Source organism: Chitinophaga sp. 30R24 (assembly GCF_049056765.1).
Lineage (GTDB): Bacteria > Bacteroidota > Bacteroidia > Chitinophagales > Chitinophagaceae > Chitinophaga.
Genome location: NZ_JBJGXX010000002.1, coordinates 384,915 through 400,334 on the forward strand (window position 1 = coordinate 384,915; position 15,420 = coordinate 400,334).

A 15,420-nucleotide genomic window follows, 5' to 3' on the forward strand; every position below is an offset into this window, starting at 1 on the left:
CGCTGCGAGGAAAAAACACCTAACTTTGCGCCCTAGTATGGAACAAGTAAAGCAACAGATTGTAGTAAAAGACCTCGGCCTGATAGATTATCAGGCTGCCTGGGACTATCAGGAGCAATTATTGAAGGAAAATGTGCAGTTGAAATCCCGTGTAGCGGGTCAACTGTCTAAACCTACCACCAATTACCTGCTGTTTTGTGAACATCCGCCTGTGTATACCCTGGGTAAAAGCGGTCATCTGGAAAACTTGCTCATCTCCCGGGAAGAACTGGAAGAGCAGGGGATTGGCTTTGTGCCTACTAACAGAGGCGGAGATATTACTTTTCATGGTCCCGGGCAGATTGTAGGTTATCCGATTATAGACCTGGAGAATTTCTTTACAGATATTGGTAAATATCTGCGTTTTTTGGAGGAAGTGATTATCCGTACCCTGGCGGAATATGGTGTTGCCGGCGACCGTTCCAAAGGAGAAACCGGCGTATGGATAGCCCCCCATGATCCTCAGCAGGCACGTAAAATATGTGCTATGGGCGTACGTTGCAGCCGTTGGGTTACCATGCATGGCTTTGCGCTTAATGTAAATACGATGATGGCCTACTTCAATAATATCGTTGCTTGTGGTATCGCCGACAAAAAAGTGGCGTCTCTCGACCAGGAACTGGGCCGCAAGGTAGATATCGAAGAGGTGAAAGCCCATCTTGCCAGGCACTTTGGAGAGGTGTTTGAAGCAGAGATGAGTGATGTGGTTTAAATCTTCTTAAATCACATCTTATAGTTCAACGGAATAAATAAATTCCATTTCTCTTTCAGCTTCCCATCGTCGAAGATCTCAAAATTAAACCAGCCGGCATGCAGAAAAATGGCTTTTTCCAGGATGAGGAAAGGGCCTTTTACGTGTTCTATTTCAAATAAGAAAGTACCATTGGATTCATAGAATTTAACGGCATAATTTTTTGTCAGGGCATCCGGCAGCCGGATGTTAACATTGCCATCTGCGGTAGTATAAACGTAGTTGGAAGGGTGCCACACTACTCTTTCAGGTTCTTTATTTTCTTGTTCTTTGCCCCGCAGTCCTTTGGCGGCATCCTTGATATCGGCGTACTGCAGTTTCTGGTCGGCCCGGATGGTGCTGTCGGATAAGGCCAGTACCGTTTTACTGTACATATACCGGCCGTTGTTGAATAGGATGAAGAGGCGATAATAGTTGGTGCCGGGTAATGGTTTATTGTCCACGTAAGCATTTCTGGTTTGGGTAGGATAGCCGGCATAACCGATGGTATTGAAGTTCAATACGCTATCGAGCGACCGCTGAATGCCAATTTCTTTCACCTGTGGGAAGCCAGAGATCCAGTCCAGCTGAATTTTACCAGTTTTAATGGTGGCTGTAAAATCCGGTAATACAGGCGGAACATATCCTTGGTCTTGGGCTTTTCCTGTATATGCCGTCAATAAAAATAATCCGATGACAAAAATGATACGCGCTACCTGCTTCATACTAATTATTCCGTGAGCTGCTTATAAGTTGGCAAAAATACACTACCCGCCAAATATAAAGAACAGTTTTTAAAAGGAGAGTATGCCGGGAGCCAGGGAAAGGTTTCCTTGTAAGCCGCCGGTATGTATTAATAAAATTTTACTATTGTCTGGAAAGTAGCCCTGCTGCACCAATTCATGGAAGGCCATCACCAGTTTGCCTGTATAAATGATATCTGTAGGAATACCGGTATTGGTATAAAAATTATTGATAAAATCTATAAGGCGGGGAGATATTTTAGCGTAACCACCCCCGTGGTAGTCGTGTAATAGCTGCCAGGAGGCTTTATGCTTGGGAAGTAGCAGGTTTCTTATTTCCTGCTCCAGGTATTGGGCGCCTTTCAGCACTGAAATACCGGTGATTTGCTGATGGGCAGGGGCATTGTTAATCAGTCCTGCCAGGGTGGTGCCGGTGCCTGTGGCGCAAAGAACATGTGTGAAATCGCTGGTCGGGAGGATGGAGAGGATCTCTTCACAACCTTTGGCCCCCAGCGCGTTATGGCCGCCTTCAGGAATTACGTGATAATCCGGGAAAAGACTTTCATATAGCGTAAATGTTGCGCGCTGGCGGTAGTCTTCCCGGGAAACGAATACGAAGCCCATGCCCAGGGCTTCCGCAGCCAGCAGCATGTTATTCCTGTGCTGAAAATGTTCTTCCCCCCGGATAATGCCCAGGGCTTGCAGCCCGGCTTCTTTGCAAGCCACAGCTGTAGCTGCAATATGATTAGACCAGGCTCCTCCCATGGTAAGGATACCGTTGGCTTTCGAGGCTGCTGCCGCTTCCAGATTGCCTTTCAACTTAAACCATTTGTTCCCGCATATTTCCGGATGCAACCGGTCTAACCGTAACATGGCTGCCTGCAGATGTGCAGGCAGCCAATCTGTACGAAAAGATTCAAGAGTAATATTATCGTAGGTGACCATTTATTATTTATCCACAAAATTCAAATATCCACAAAGTTCATCAAAACTATTCATCCCCTTTTTATTACTCATGGTTTGGAAGACTGCAGCGCTGTTGCGTTGGCTTGTTGGGCATAGGCATGCGTAAGCAGTTGCAGTAAAGGCTCCCCTGCATAAAAATCGTTTCATTGTTCCTGTAAATTGATCGTTAATTGTGGTGTACACACAAAAAGAAAGTGTGAAAATGGTTTTAATCATTACATTTATTGCCGATATTTTTAGGTAAATAGTTGAAAAAACATAAAACTAATATCAGAAAAATGCAACCGACTTTATTGATTTTGGCGGCCGGTATGGCCAGTCGTTACGGCAGTTTAAAGCAAATCCAGCAATTTGGCCCCAGCGGTGAAACTATCATCGATTACTCTATTTACGACGCTATTAGCGCCGGTTTTGGAAAAATTGTGTTCATCATCCGCGAAAATTTTGCAGCAGAGTTTAAAGAGATCTTTGATCCCAAGCTCAAAGGCCGCGTGGCTGTTGATTATGTATATCAGGAAATGAATGCATTTGTAGGCGATTATGCAGTTCCTGCCGACAGAACCAAGCCCTGGGGCACTGCGCATGCGATCCTTTGCGCTAAAAATGCGATTAACGAACCATTTGCAGTGATCAATGCAGATGACTTTTATGGAACAGACGCTTTTGTGAAAATGGCGGCTTTCCTGAACACCGATTGTAAACCTGATGTGTACAGCGTAGTAGGCTACGAGTTAGGTAAAACGATCAGCGAACACGGTTCTGTATCCCGTGGCGTGTGCGAAGTGAGCGCCGAAGGTACCCTTACAGCGATCAACGAAAGAACTAAAATATATCAAGACGGCGAACAGATCGTTTATGAAGAGGCTGATGGCAGCAAGCATCCTTTGGCGGCTGGTACTCCTGTATCCATGAACTTCTGGGGCTTTCATCCCAGTGTATTTAACCTGAGTCAGGAACTCTTCCAGGAATTCCTGGAGAAAAATCTTAGTAACCCTAAATCTGAGTTCTTTATCCCGATTGTAGCAGATGAATTTATCCGTCGTGGTAAAGGAGTAGTGAAAGTATTGCCTACCAGCGCCCAATGGTTTGGCGTTACCTACAAAGAAGATGCACCAGGCGTGCAGGCTAGTTTATCGGAGCTGGTTAAGAATGGAGAATATCCAGACAATTTATGGAAATAAAATCCAATACAAATATCCTTCAGGCTTAAGTCCCAAGCCTGAAGGATTAAATGCCCGGAAATTTGGGTCAGGACACATCAACAACACTTTTTGTTGGAGGAAAAGCAGGACGGCAGCAATATATAAATAAGAAGACAACCCGTTTTATCCGGAAATTACCGTCTTTTATACACAAAATTAGTAGACTAATTTATAAGGAAATATTAATTTGTTTAGATTTTTGATAACTAGAAACTTCTTTTTTTAAATATTTTCAAAAACAACTACCGTGATTGATTTTTCACGAAATATTGGGATGGATGTTGTTTTTTATTCTTTTCACCGATACTTTTGTATTAACACTTAAAAATCATCACTACCTCCAATGTGGGTAAATAAAGACAATATAAAACTTAATCACATCGTACCTCAGCTCAATTGGGCTATCACGAAGGTCGTGATTATTGTCGTTGTCATTATTAGCCACCAGTATGGAGGATAGGTAAACGTGCATTATCAACACAGAATATACGCCTTCCTCCGCAAAGAGGAAGGCTTTTTTTATGACTATATATTCCTGGTATAATTTCAATTTTTATGTACAGCTATTACAACGACAACACTATTCTTTACATTAACGGTGAGTACACCAAGGCAAACACAGCTACAACAGATCTGTATAGCCAGTCACTGCATTATGGATATGCCGTATTTGAAGGCATTCGCGCTTATAAAACGGCTAGTGGAGAAGTGAAGATCTTTAAAGCAAAGGAACATTTCGATCGTTTGAAGCGCTCTTGTGAACTGATCCATATCCCCTACAACTTTGATAATGAAGCGTTGATCGCCGCTTGTTACAAAGTGTTGGAGCTGAATAATATGGAAGAAGCCTACATCCGGCCCCTGGTTTTCTGTCCGCCTAATATGACCCTGAAAGCTGCCCAGGAAGCAAATATCTTGATCTGTGCATGGGAATGGGGTGCTTACCTCGGAGAAAAACTGTTAAAAGTAATGACGTCTTCATATGAAAGACCCAACCCTAAAGCTTTTAAAATTGAATCAAAATCAGCCGGACTTTATGTAAACTCCATACTTGCTTCACAGGAAGCCAAAGTAAAAGGGTTTGATGAAGCGCTTTTGCTGGATATGAATGGTTATGTAGCAGAAGGCCCTGGCGCAAATATTTTCTTTGAAAAAGAGGGCAAACTCTATACCCCTCCCGCAGGCAACATCCTTCCTGGCATCACCCGTGCTACCGTTATTGAACTTTGTCAAGAACTGAATATTCCACTTGAAGAAAAATTATTTACCATCGCTGAACTGAAAGAAGCTGATTCCGCTTTCTTCTGCGGTACTGCTGCTGAGATCATCGGTATCGATTCTCTCGATGGCCAATCTTTTAATAAACCATGGGCTGGATCTCTTGGTAAAGTGCTCCAACAGGCTTATAAAGCCAAGGTATTGGAGAAAGCGTTCCAGCGCGAAACGCAGCTGGCATAATTTCTTTAGCCACTAGTGTTTGGCTGTTAGCCTTTAGTTTTTGAACTAGAGACTAACAGCTGGCCGAAAGGCTAAAAAAAGTGCGCAACGGACTAAACGCCAACGGCTATACGTAAAAATCAACCGCTAAAGCTAGCAGCTAAAGACTAGCCGTCAAAAAATATCCGCCTCATGCCTCCGGCCCCTTGGAGGTTGTAAATCGAAAAACTCTAATCTCTTGCCAGTAAAGGATTTGAAAGCTCAATAGGCAGATTTGAATACCGGTAAACTGAAAAATGTTGGTTTGAATTTGACGACGCTCCCGGGTAATTTGTGTTGAAGTTTTAAAATAGGGGTATTATAAAAACAGTTATCTCTCCTAATATCAAAAGCAATGGAATTAAACAAATACAGCAAAACGATCACACAAGATCCTACACAGCCAGCTGCTCAGGCTCAGTTGTATGGCATTGGTTTAACAGAGGAAGATCTGAAAAAAGCACAGGTGGGGATCGTTAGCATGGGTTATGATGGCAACACTTGCAATATGCACCTGAATGATCTTGCAAAAGACGTTAAAAAAGGCGTTTGGGCAAATGATCTGGTCGGACTCATTTTCAATACCATTGGCGTGAGCGATGGTATAAGCAATGGTACCGAAGGTATGCGCTATTCTCTCGTTAGCCGCGATCTGATTGCTGATTCCATTGAAACTGTAGCAGGAGCGCAATATTATGATGCCCTGATCACTGTACCGGGCTGCGATAAAAATATGCCTGGTTCCCTGATGGCAATGGGTCGGCTCAACCGCCCTTCTATCATGGTATACGGCGGTTCAATCGCACCAGGAAAATACAAAGGCCAAGACCTTAATATCATCTCTGCATTCGAAGCATTAGGCCAGAAAATGGCTGGTAAGCTCGATGAAGGCGATTTCAAAGGCATTGTGCAGCATTCCTGCCCAGGTGCAGGTGCCTGCGGTGGTATGTATACTGCTAATACGATGTCTTCCGCTATAGAAGCACTCGGTATGAGCTTGCCTTATAGCTCTTCTAATCCGGCGTTGAGCCAGGATAAAAAAGATGAATGCCTCGTTGCCGGCAAATATATCCGTCTGCTCCTCGAAAGGGATATTAAACCCAGGGATATCATGACGAAAGACGCATTTGAAAATGCGCTCACCATCATCATGGCTATGGGTGGCAGCACTAATGCCGTACTGCATTTTATTGCTATCGCAAAATCAGTAGGCATCTCCGTTACCCTCGCCGATTTTCAGCGTATCAGCGACAAAACGCCGCTCATCGCTGATCTTAAGCCTAGTGGTAAATATCTGATGGAAGACCTGCATAATATTGGCGGTGTTCCCCTGGTGATGAAATACCTCATGAAGAAGGGGTATATTCATGGACATTGTTTAACCGTTACCGGTAAAACAGTGGCTGAAAACCTGGAAAATGTACCGGATATCGATTTCAGTACACAAAATATTATTGTGCCGCTGGAACAGCCACTAAAACCTACTGCACATATACAGATCCTGTACGGTAATCTGGCTACCCAAGGCGCAGTGGCCAAAATCACCGGAAAGGAAGGCGAACGCTTCAGAGGCCCTGCCCGTGTTTTTGATGGTGAATTCGAATTGATTGCCGGTATTACCTCCGGTAAAGTAAAAGAAGGCGATGTAGTAGTAATCCGTCAGGTAGGACCTAAAGGCGCACCTGGTATGCCGGAAATGCTGAAACCTACCAGCGCTATTATGGGTGTAGGATTGGGTAAAAGCGTAGCGCTCATCACCGATGGCCGCTTCTCTGGCGGTACCCATGGATTTGTAGTGGGACATATTACCCCGGAAGCTTTTGAAGGTGGTAATATCGCTCTCGTAAAAGACAACGATATCATCGAAATAGATGCAGTAAAAAACTTTATCAATGTGGAAGTGAGCGATGAAGAACTGGCTGCTCGCAGAGCGCAGTGGATACAGCCCGCATTGAAAGCATCCAATGGAATCTTATTTAAGTACGCAAAACTTGTTAAAAATGCAACAGAAGGATGTGTTACCGATGAAGCCTGAGATAGCAGATACGCAATTAGCTGTTAAACCTGTGATTACAGGGTCTGAAGCCGTAATCCGCTCTCTTATTGAGGAAGGAGTAGATACCATCTTCGGTTATCCCGGCGGAGCGATCATGCCTATTTATGATGCGCTCTATGATTTTCAGGATCGGGTGCGTCATATTCTTGTCCGGCATGAACAAGGCGCTACGCATGCTGCACAAGGCTACGCCCGTAGCTCCGGTAAAGTAGGTGTTGCTTTTGCTACTTCTGGTCCGGGTGCTACCAATCTGGTAACAGGTTTGGCAGACGCCTTCATGGACAGCACTCCCATGGTTTGCATTACCGGACAGGTAGCTGCGGCCCTCCTGGGTACAGACGCTTTCCAGGAAACAGACGTGATCGGCATTACCATGCCAATCACCAAATGGAACATACAGGTAACCCGTCCGGAAGATATTCCCGGCGCTATTGCCAAGGCTTTTTATATTGCCCGTAGCGGCCGTCCCGGACCTGTACTGGTAGACATTACCAAGAATGCACAGTTTGGCGAGTTTGAATACGAATACAAAAAATGTGAATATATCCGCAGCTACCGCCCGGTACCTCCTTTAAGTGAGGAAGCAGTAGCGGAAGCCGCTGCACTGATCAACAGCGCTAAAAAACCGTTTATCCTGTGCGGTCACGGCGTATTGTTGTCTGGTGCAGAGAAAGACCTGATAGCACTCGCTGAAAAAGCGCAGATACCTGTAGGATCTACATTGCTGGGCCTTTCTGCCGTACCGGTAGACCATCCGCTGTATGTAGGTTTGCTAGGTATGCACGGTAACTATGGGCCTAATATGCTTACCGGTGAAGCCGACGTAATCATTGCCGTAGGCATGCGCTTCGATGATCGTGTAACCGGCGACGTAGCCAGCTATGTACCCAACGCTAAAGTCATACACATCGAAATAGATGCAGCCGAGATCAATAAGATCATAAAGGCAGATGTAGCGGTACACGCAGATGCTAAAGCAGCGCTGGAAGCCCTGGTGAAACAAGTGCAGCCAGTTGAGCACAGCGCGTGGCTCAACGAATTCCGTGAAGCCGATAAAAAAGAATACGAGAAAGTACAACATAAAGAACTGTATCCGGATCAGGGTGAGCTGAAAATGGCAGAAGTGATCCGCCTCATCTCAGAAAAAACCAAAGGAGAAGCTGTTCTGGTAACAGACGTAGGTCAGCACCAGATGGTTGCTTCCCGCTACTACCGCTTTAAAGAACCTAATACCAATATCACCTCCGGTGGTATGGGTACTATGGGATTTTCTCTGCCAGCGGCAATGGGTGCAAAAACAGGCACGCCCCAGAAAGAAGTGGTAGCTATCATCGGCGACGGTTGCTTTCAGATGACCTTGCAGGAATTGGGCACTATCTACCAGTCGCAGATTGGTGTGAAAATAGTGATCCTGAACAATAACTTCCTGGGTATGGTAAGGCAGTGGCAACAACTGTTCTTCGACAAACGTTATTCATCTACAGAAATGGTTAATCCTGATTTTGTACAGATTGCAAAAGGATTTTTCATTCCGGGCAAAAAAGTGACCGCACGTGAAGATATCTCTGCCGCCATCGACGAAATGCTGGCTCACCAGGGTGCTTATCTGCTCGAAGTAGTGGTGGAAAAAGAAGACAACGTATTCCCCATGGTGCCTGCTGGCGCCCCAGTTTCCTCTATCCGGCTTGAGTAGAACAGTGCGTGCAGAAGATTTATATTGATCATTTGTAATTTACAACAGGTATATGCAAAAAGAATATACAGTAACGGTATATACGGAAGACCGTATAGGTATCACCAACCGTATCACCATTATATTTACCCGCAGGGGCATCAATATCACCAGTTTAACCACAGCTGAAACAGAAATTCCCGGCGTGTTCAAGTTTATTATAACGGTGATGTCTACACGCGAACTGCTGGATAAGGTAGTTGGCCAGATAGAAAGACTGATAGAAATACACCGTGCCTTTGTACATGAAGAAGAAGAAGTGGTATATCAGGAGCTGGCGCTGTATAAAATATCTACCCGTTCTTTACATACTGGTGATATAGAAAGGCTGATACGCGAAAACAATGCGCGTATTCTCACGATCACAGCAGATTATTTTGTTATTGAGAAAACAGGCCATCAGCAAGAGCTGATAAGTTTTATCAAGAAACTGGAACCATATGGGCTGATCGAATACTCTAAAAGTGGTCGTGTAGCCATTGTAAAATGGAGCCGTCGTTTCCATGAACATTTAAAAGAACTGCAAACGCAGGAAGTAGTAGCTAACTGATGATGATAGCAGTAAGGATGGCTAACTTTTGGCAATCCGCTACCATGTGCCCGCAGCTTTAGCACTGCAGTAGGAAATATTAATCATTATTCATTCAAATCACACCTCAGCTAATAGCTAACAGCTAGTAGCTAACAGCTAAAAAAAGAACACATGGCAACCATCAATTTTGGAGGGGTACTCGAACAAGTAGTAACCAGAGAAGAATTCCCTATGGAACAAGCAAGGGAAGTGCTGAAGAACGAAGTGATTGCAGTAATCGGTTACGGCGTACAAGGCCCGGGCCAGGCACTGAACCTGAAAGACAACGGTTTTAACGTTATTGTAGGTCAACGTAAAAATTCTAAAACCTGGGATAAAGCAGTAGCTGATGGCTGGGTTCCTGGTGAAACATTGTTCGATATTGAAGAAGCCGCCCAGAAAGGTACTATTATCCAATTCCTGCTGTCTGATGCCGGACAGATCACCCTGTGGCCTACTGTCAAACAATACCTGACTCCTGGTAAAGCACTGTACTTCTCTCACGGATTTGGTATTACTTATAAAGAGCAAACCGGTATTATTCCTCCTGCTGATGTAGACGTTATCCTGGTAGCTCCTAAAGGTTCCGGTACTTCCCTGCGTCGCCTGTTCCTGGCCGGTCAAGGCTTGAACTCCAGCTTCGCTATCTTCCAGGATGCTACTGGCCGCGCTAAAGAACGCGTAGTAGCGCTGGGTATCGGTGTTGGTTCCGGCTACCTCTTCGAAACAGATTTTAAGAAAGAAGTATACTCCGATCTCACCGGCGAACGCGGTTCCCTGATGGGTTGTATCCAGGGTATCTTCGCAGCGCAATACGAAACCCTGCGTAAAAATGGTCACTCTCCTTCCGAAGCTTTCAACGAAACCGTAGAAGAACTCACCCAGTCCCTGATGCCGCTGGTAGCAGAAAACGGTATGGACTGGATGTATGCTAACTGCTCTACTACCGCTCAGCGTGGCGCTTTAGACTGGTGGAAGAAATTTAAAGAGGCTACCCAGCCTGTTTTTGATGAACTGTATGCCAGTGTAGCAGAAGGTAAAGAAGCTGCCCGTTCTATTTCTTCCAACAGTACTGCAGACTACCGTGAAAAGCTGAACGAAGAACTGAGAGAACTGCGCGAAAGCGAAATGTGGCAGGCAGGTGCGGCTGTACGTAAGCTGCGTCCTAACAATGCATAATAGCTTATTATTATAAATTACAAATGGCAAAGCATCTTAGAATGATTGAAATTATTGGTTCCGGTATTTAGCAGAAAGCATCCCCATTAGCTTTCACTAAATACCAGGTTCCTTCATTTCGGTCATTTGAAGATGTTTTGCCATTTTGTATTACAACATACATTTTATGTCTGAACTGATGAGTAGCGTCAACTCCCTGAACATCCTCGATGCAGCGGTAAAACTGAAACCAGTGGTAACACGTACCCCGCTGATGTATAGCGTTAATCTCTCCCGGCGCTATCAGTGTGATGTATATCTGAAAAGGGAAGATATGCAGATTGTACGCTCTTACAAATTGCGCGGCGCCTATAACCTGATCAGCAGCCTGCCTGCAGAACTGTTGGCAAAAGGCGTTACCTGCGCCAGTGCAGGAAATCATGCCCAGGGCTTCGCTTACGCCTGCAAAGCAATGGATATCAAAGGCGTGGTATTTATGCCTGTTATTACACCGAAACAAAAAGTTAACCAAGTAAATATGTTCGGTGGCGATAACATTGAAATCCGTCTCGTAGGCGATACTTTCGACGATTGTTCTGCCGAAGCCCAGGCTTTTACAAAAGCAAGCAGCATGACCTTCATCCCTCCATTTGATAATGCTAAAATTATTGAAGGACAGGGAACGGTAGCTGTAGAAATATTGGAAGACCAATCCGGCATCGACTTTCTCTTTGTTCCTGTTGGCGGCGGCGGTTTAGCGGCCGGCGTGGGCACTTACTTCAAAACCTATAGCCCCAAAACCCACATCATTGGTGTAGAACCGGAAGGCGCACCTTCTATGCTCCGTGCCCTCGAAAATGGGGGGCCAGTTACACTCCAGGAAATAGAGCGCTTCGTAGATGGTGCCGCGGTAAAAAGAGTAGGCGCTCTCAATTATGAGATCTGCAAAGAAGTATTGGAAAAAATGCACCTGGTGCCGGAAGGAAGGGTTTGCTCTACGATCCTTCGTTTGTATAATGAAGATGCGATTGTGGTAGAACCCGCAGGTGCTTTGTCTATCGCAGTATTAGACGACTTCGCTGAAGAGATCAAAGGAAAGAAAGTGGTGTGCGTAATCAGCGGTAGCAATAACGATATAGACCGCATGCAGGAAATTAAAGAACGTTCTCTCCTGTATGAAGGACTAAAACATTATTTTATTGTACGCTTTGCACAACGCCCCGGCGCGCTTAAAGAATTTGTAAACCACATCCTTGGTCCCAACGACGATATCACCCGCTTTGAATATATTCAGAAACATAATAAGGAGATAGGACCAGCACTGGTAGGAATAGAACTGAAATACAAGGAAGATTACGATAAACTGATCGCTAATTTCAGGAAATATAATTTTCAGTTTACAGAATTGAATAAGGATGATAACCTCTTTGGTTATTTGGTATAAAATATAAAAATAACGTATATGCGTTCAGGCGGTAACCTGAACGCATATATGCTAATTATTGTTTCAGACTGGCAATATCAATCACAAATCTGTATTTCACATCGCCTTTCAGCATTCTTTCGTAAGCAGTATTGATGTCTTTAATATCAATCACTTCTACATCGCTGGTAATATTATGCTCGGCACAATAATCCAGCATTTCCTGTGTTTCGCGGATGCCGCCAATCAGTGATCCGGCAATGCTGCGTCTGCCGGCGATCAGGTTGAAAGCTGGTACAGGAGAAGCTTCCGGTGGAACGCCCAGGCAGATCATTACCCCATCCAGATTCAACAGGTTCAGGTAAGTGCTGTAATCGTGCGGCGCTGAAATAGTGTTTACGATAAAGTCGAAGTGGCTGGTCAGCTGCTTCATCTGTTCCTGATCGGTGATCAAGGCAAAATGATGCGCTCCCAGTCTTTTAGCATCTGCTTCTTTGGAAGGGGAAGTGCTCAGCATGGTTACTTCAGCTCCCATAGATGCTGCCAGTTTTACGGCCATATGGCCCAGTCCACCCAGTCCTAGTACGGCTACTTTATGGCCCTTACCTACTTTCCAGTGCCGTAGCGGAGAGTAAGTGGTAATACCGGCGCATAAGAGTGGTGCTACACCTTCCAGCGGTAATTTATCGGAAACGTGCAGGGTGTAATTTTCATTAGTGATAATATGGGTGGAGTAGCCGCCATAAGTAGGCGTTTTACGGTCCATCTCATAGCTATTGTACGTTAAGGCTCCGCCAGGTACGCAATATTGCTCTTCTCCTGCTTTGCATGGGGCGCATTCCCCGCATGAGTCCACAAAACATCCGATACCAGCCAGATCACCTACTTTAAAACGGGTTACATGATCGCCAACCTTGGTAACTCTCCCTACAATCTCATGTCCGGGTACCATCGGATAGATAGAATTGCCCCATTCGTTCCTGACCTGGTGTATATCTGAGTGGCATACACCGCAATATAATATCTCAATTTGTACGTCGTGCGGTCCTGGTTCCCTGCGTTCAAAGTTCCATGGTCCCAGTGCGGTGGTAGCACCTTGGGCCGCATAAGCTTTTGTTGCAATCATGATCTGAAATTTTTAGAACCTCGAAGCTACGTAATTTGTAGTATTCAGGGGCGACCGGTGTGTTTGCTGGATATACTCCTTTTTCCCTGATTTATACAAGTTCCCGTTCAGGGTATATGTTTACATTTGGTATTAAATAATTATTACGCACTATGGAACTTAATTTAAAAGGAAAGGTGGCCATTGTAACGGGTGGAAGTAAGGGCATTGGCAAGGGCATTGCGGCAGCATTGCTTGGAGAAGGCACTACGGTAGTGATTACCGCCCGTAAGGCAGATGAACTGGAAGATACCGCTGCTATGTTCCGTTTACAGGGATACAGCGTATTGCCTGTAGTAGCGGATATGACAAAAGAAGCTGACCTGCAGCGTCTCGTAGATACCACAATAGCACAATTTGGACATATAGACATTCTGGTGAACAATGCCGGTGGCATAGATGCGTTTGGCCCGCTGGAAACAATTACCCTTGCACAATGGCGCTACGTATTTGAAGTAAATTTATTTGGCCTGGTAGCGCTTACCCAGTTGGTGATCCCCCACCTTAAAAAACAGGGTGGTGGGCGTATTATCAATATCTCTTCAGAAAATGCGGAACAGCCAGATCCTAATATGGGGCATTATAATGCTACCAAGGCAGCGCTGAACAACTATTCCAAAACGCTTTCTGAGAACTACGGGAAAGATAATATCCTGGTGAATACAGTATCCCCCGCTTTTATTAAAACTCCGTTGGTAGATGAAATGCTGGAAGGTATTGCGAAAGAACAGCATATTTCGGTAGAAGCGGCGGCGCAGGAATTTCTGAAAGCCAACCGTCCTTACCAGGTGCTGGGCCGCCCTGGACTGCCGGAAGAAACCGGCGGCATTGTGGCTTTCCTCGCTTCTGATCAGGCATCTTTTATTACCGGTGCTGTGTTCCGGGTAGATGGCGGATCTGTAGGTACCGTGTAATAAATACAAGCATATGCTCAGTTATTGGGAAAAACAAAGCCTCCTGCAATACGACTATATCATTGTTGGCAGTGGTATAGTTGGGTTGTCGGCGGCGATCAGCATAAAAGACAGAGCGCCGCAAAGCAGGGTGATGGTGCTGGAACGGGAAGTGCTCCCTACCGGAGCCAGTACTAAAAATGCCGGTTTTGCCTGTGTGGGCAGCCTCACAGAAATATTGGCAGATATGCAAACTATGCCGGTAGAGGCGGTATTAAACCTGGTATCCCTGCGTATGAGCGGCTTACAATTGCTCCGGAAGCGCCTGGGAGACAATGCTATCGGTTACCGGGAGAACGGCAGTTTTGAACTGATCAGCAGCAGGGAGGAGTGGGCGTTGGCCCAGTTGAAGGAAGTGAATGATATACTGGGCGCGCTCATAGGAGGCAGCCAACCGGCGTTTGTAAGGGCCGATGAATACCTGGTTCCTTTTGGTTTTGAACGCCGGTTTGTGAAAGCCCTGGTCCGCAATAATTTTGAAGGGGAGCTGCATACCGGTAAAATGATGCGCACCCTGATAGACGCCGCTATCGGAAAAGGTGTGGAAATCAAGACCGGCTGCCCTGTTAGCCATATCGAAGATTTTCATACAACCGTTAACGTCATCGTTCCCCATCATACTTTAAAAGAAGATATTGCTTTCTCGGCCCGTAAGGTACTGGTTTGTACCAATGCTTTTGCCCGTCAACTATTGCCAGGAGAGGAAGTAACCCCTGGCCGTGGCCAGGTGCTCATCACCGAGCCGGTTAATGACCTGCCTTTTAAAGGGGTTTTTCATATGGAAGAAGGCTATTATTACTTTCGGGAGCTGGATGGCCGGGTGTTGCTGGGCGGCGGGCGGCAGCTAGATTTCGCTGGTGAAACATCTACCGACTTCCTGTTCAACGACCGTATACAACACGAGCTGGAAGTGCTCCTGGGAACCGTTATATTGCCAGGCCGCCATATCAACATTGCCGACCGCTGGACAGGCATCATGGCTTTTGGTGCTAACAAGCAGCCTATCGTGAAAGCACATACTAAAAATGTGCTCATGGGCGTGCGGATGGGCGGTATGGGTGTGGCTATAGGCTCGGCAATAGGTGATAAATTAGCGGTAATGGCCCTGGAGAATTAAAATTTCCCTGAAAATTTGCTTCCCGGTTATCTCTTTTCTATATTTAATTTTTATTTCCACGCTAATTGGCATTCAGTTGATCGCTCCCG

Annotated in this window: 13 protein-coding genes; 10 read left to right on the forward strand and 3 right to left on the reverse strand. The window is 45.5% G+C overall.

Annotation, left to right across the window (positions count from 1 at the left end; translation table 11 throughout):
* Positions 1-37: 37 nt before the first annotated feature.
* Positions 38-751: a lipoyl(octanoyl) transferase LipB gene (gene lipB, locus ACDQ55_RS08210; RefSeq protein WP_420980884.1), complete on the forward strand. Its 714-nt coding sequence runs from the start codon at positions 38-40 to the stop codon at positions 749-751.
* 11 nt (positions 752-762) lie between these two features.
* Here lipB and ACDQ55_RS08215 read toward each other — a convergent pair whose 3' ends face one another.
* Together ACDQ55_RS08215 and ACDQ55_RS08220 are read right to left on the reverse strand one after the other, a co-directional pair.
* Positions 763-1,494, reverse strand: coding sequence for a hypothetical protein (locus ACDQ55_RS08215; RefSeq protein WP_420980885.1), 732 nt, complete (start codon positions 1,492-1,494; stop codon positions 763-765).
* Between the two features lie 69 nt (positions 1,495-1,563).
* Positions 1,564-2,457 (reverse strand): 1-aminocyclopropane-1-carboxylate deaminase/D-cysteine desulfhydrase, encoded by an 894-nt coding sequence (locus tag ACDQ55_RS08220; protein WP_420980886.1) that lies wholly within the window; start codon positions 2,455-2,457, stop codon positions 1,564-1,566.
* Positions 2,458-2,756: 299 nt separating this feature from the next.
* Here ACDQ55_RS08220 and ACDQ55_RS08225 point away from each other — a divergent pair, with 299 nt between their 5' ends.
* The 7 genes from ACDQ55_RS08225 to ilvA all read left to right on the forward strand — a co-directional run bounded on the left by ACDQ55_RS08225 (position 2,757) and on the right by ilvA (position 12,117).
* Positions 2,757-3,659 carry a nucleotidyltransferase family protein gene (locus ACDQ55_RS08225; protein ID WP_420980887.1) on the forward strand — a complete coding sequence of 301 codons (903 nt, stop codon included), beginning with the start codon at positions 2,757-2,759 and terminating at the stop codon, positions 3,657-3,659.
* Between the two features lie 576 nt (positions 3,660-4,235).
* Positions 4,236-5,138 carry a branched-chain amino acid transaminase gene (locus ACDQ55_RS08230; RefSeq protein ID WP_420980888.1) on the forward strand — a complete coding sequence of 301 codons (903 nt, stop codon included), beginning with the start codon at positions 4,236-4,238 and terminating at the stop codon, positions 5,136-5,138.
* A gap of 373 nt (positions 5,139-5,511) precedes the next feature.
* The gene (gene ilvD / locus ACDQ55_RS08235) at positions 5,512-7,191 is read left to right on the forward strand and encodes a dihydroxy-acid dehydratase (protein ID WP_420980889.1); all 1,680 of its coding nucleotides are present in this window, start codon (positions 5,512-5,514) and stop codon (positions 7,189-7,191) included.
* Positions 7,157-8,905, forward strand: a complete 1,749-nt coding sequence (ilvB, locus tag ACDQ55_RS08240; protein WP_420980890.1) for a biosynthetic-type acetolactate synthase large subunit — start codon at positions 7,157-7,159, stop codon at positions 8,903-8,905. The genes ilvD and ilvB overlap by 35 nt, the downstream gene beginning before the upstream one ends.
* 52 nt (positions 8,906-8,957) lie before the next feature.
* Complete coding sequence (gene ilvN / locus ACDQ55_RS08245) at positions 8,958-9,494, forward strand: acetolactate synthase small subunit (RefSeq protein WP_420980891.1); 537 nt, start codon at positions 8,958-8,960, stop codon at positions 9,492-9,494.
* A 153-nt stretch (positions 9,495-9,647) separates the two neighbouring features.
* Positions 9,648-10,694, forward strand: a complete 1,047-nt coding sequence (ilvC, locus tag ACDQ55_RS08250; RefSeq protein ID WP_420980892.1) for a ketol-acid reductoisomerase — start codon at positions 9,648-9,650, stop codon at positions 10,692-10,694.
* Between the two features lie 166 nt (positions 10,695-10,860).
* Positions 10,861-12,117, forward strand: a complete 1,257-nt coding sequence (gene ilvA / locus ACDQ55_RS08255) for a threonine ammonia-lyase IlvA (RefSeq protein WP_420980893.1) — start codon at positions 10,861-10,863, stop codon at positions 12,115-12,117.
* Positions 12,118-12,172: 55 nt separating this feature from the next.
* Here ilvA and ACDQ55_RS08260 read toward each other — a convergent pair whose 3' ends face one another.
* Complete coding sequence (locus tag ACDQ55_RS08260) at positions 12,173-13,222, reverse strand: NAD(P)-dependent alcohol dehydrogenase (protein WP_420980894.1); 1,050 nt, start codon at positions 13,220-13,222, stop codon at positions 12,173-12,175.
* A gap of 152 nt (positions 13,223-13,374) precedes the next feature.
* Here ACDQ55_RS08260 and ACDQ55_RS08265 point away from each other — a divergent pair, with 152 nt between their 5' ends.
* Together ACDQ55_RS08265 and ACDQ55_RS08270 are read left to right on the forward strand one after the other, a co-directional pair.
* A complete protein-coding gene (locus tag ACDQ55_RS08265; protein WP_420980895.1) occupies positions 13,375-14,175 on the forward strand; it encodes an SDR family NAD(P)-dependent oxidoreductase in 801 nt (266 codons plus the stop codon).
* Between the two features lie 13 nt (positions 14,176-14,188).
* On the forward strand, positions 14,189-15,331 hold the full coding sequence (locus ACDQ55_RS08270) for an NAD(P)/FAD-dependent oxidoreductase (RefSeq protein WP_420980896.1): 1,143 nt from the start codon (positions 14,189-14,191) through the stop codon (positions 15,329-15,331).
* Positions 15,332-15,420: the final 89 nt, after the last annotated feature.

What these genes read in the sequence shown, in the direction of transcription:
- lipB (WP_420980884.1), top strand. Translation starts at nt 38, where the DNA reads ATGGAACAAGTAAAGCAACAGATTGTAGTAAAAGACCTCGGCCTGATA.
- ACDQ55_RS08215 (WP_420980885.1), bottom strand. Translation starts at nt 1,494, where the DNA reads ATGAAGCAGGTAGCGCGTATCATTTTTGTCATCGGATTATTTTTATTG.
- ACDQ55_RS08220 (WP_420980886.1), bottom strand. Translation starts at nt 2,457, where the DNA reads ATGGTCACCTACGATAATATTACTCTTGAATCTTTTCGTACAGATTGG.
- ACDQ55_RS08225 (WP_420980887.1), top strand. Translation starts at nt 2,757, where the DNA reads ATGCAACCGACTTTATTGATTTTGGCGGCCGGTATGGCCAGTCGTTAC.
- ACDQ55_RS08230 (WP_420980888.1), top strand. Translation starts at nt 4,236, where the DNA reads ATGTACAGCTATTACAACGACAACACTATTCTTTACATTAACGGTGAG.
- ilvD (WP_420980889.1), top strand. Translation starts at nt 5,512, where the DNA reads ATGGAATTAAACAAATACAGCAAAACGATCACACAAGATCCTACACAG.
- ilvB (WP_420980890.1), top strand. Translation starts at nt 7,157, where the DNA reads ATGCAACAGAAGGATGTGTTACCGATGAAGCCTGAGATAGCAGATACG.
- ilvN (WP_420980891.1), top strand. Translation starts at nt 8,958, where the DNA reads ATGCAAAAAGAATATACAGTAACGGTATATACGGAAGACCGTATAGGT.
- ilvC (WP_420980892.1), top strand. Translation starts at nt 9,648, where the DNA reads ATGGCAACCATCAATTTTGGAGGGGTACTCGAACAAGTAGTAACCAGA.
- ilvA (WP_420980893.1), top strand. Translation starts at nt 10,861, where the DNA reads ATGTCTGAACTGATGAGTAGCGTCAACTCCCTGAACATCCTCGATGCA.
- ACDQ55_RS08260 (WP_420980894.1), bottom strand. Translation starts at nt 13,222, where the DNA reads ATGATTGCAACAAAAGCTTATGCGGCCCAAGGTGCTACCACCGCACTG.
- ACDQ55_RS08265 (WP_420980895.1), top strand. Translation starts at nt 13,375, where the DNA reads ATGGAACTTAATTTAAAAGGAAAGGTGGCCATTGTAACGGGTGGAAGT.
- ACDQ55_RS08270 (WP_420980896.1), top strand. Translation starts at nt 14,189, where the DNA reads ATGCTCAGTTATTGGGAAAAACAAAGCCTCCTGCAATACGACTATATC.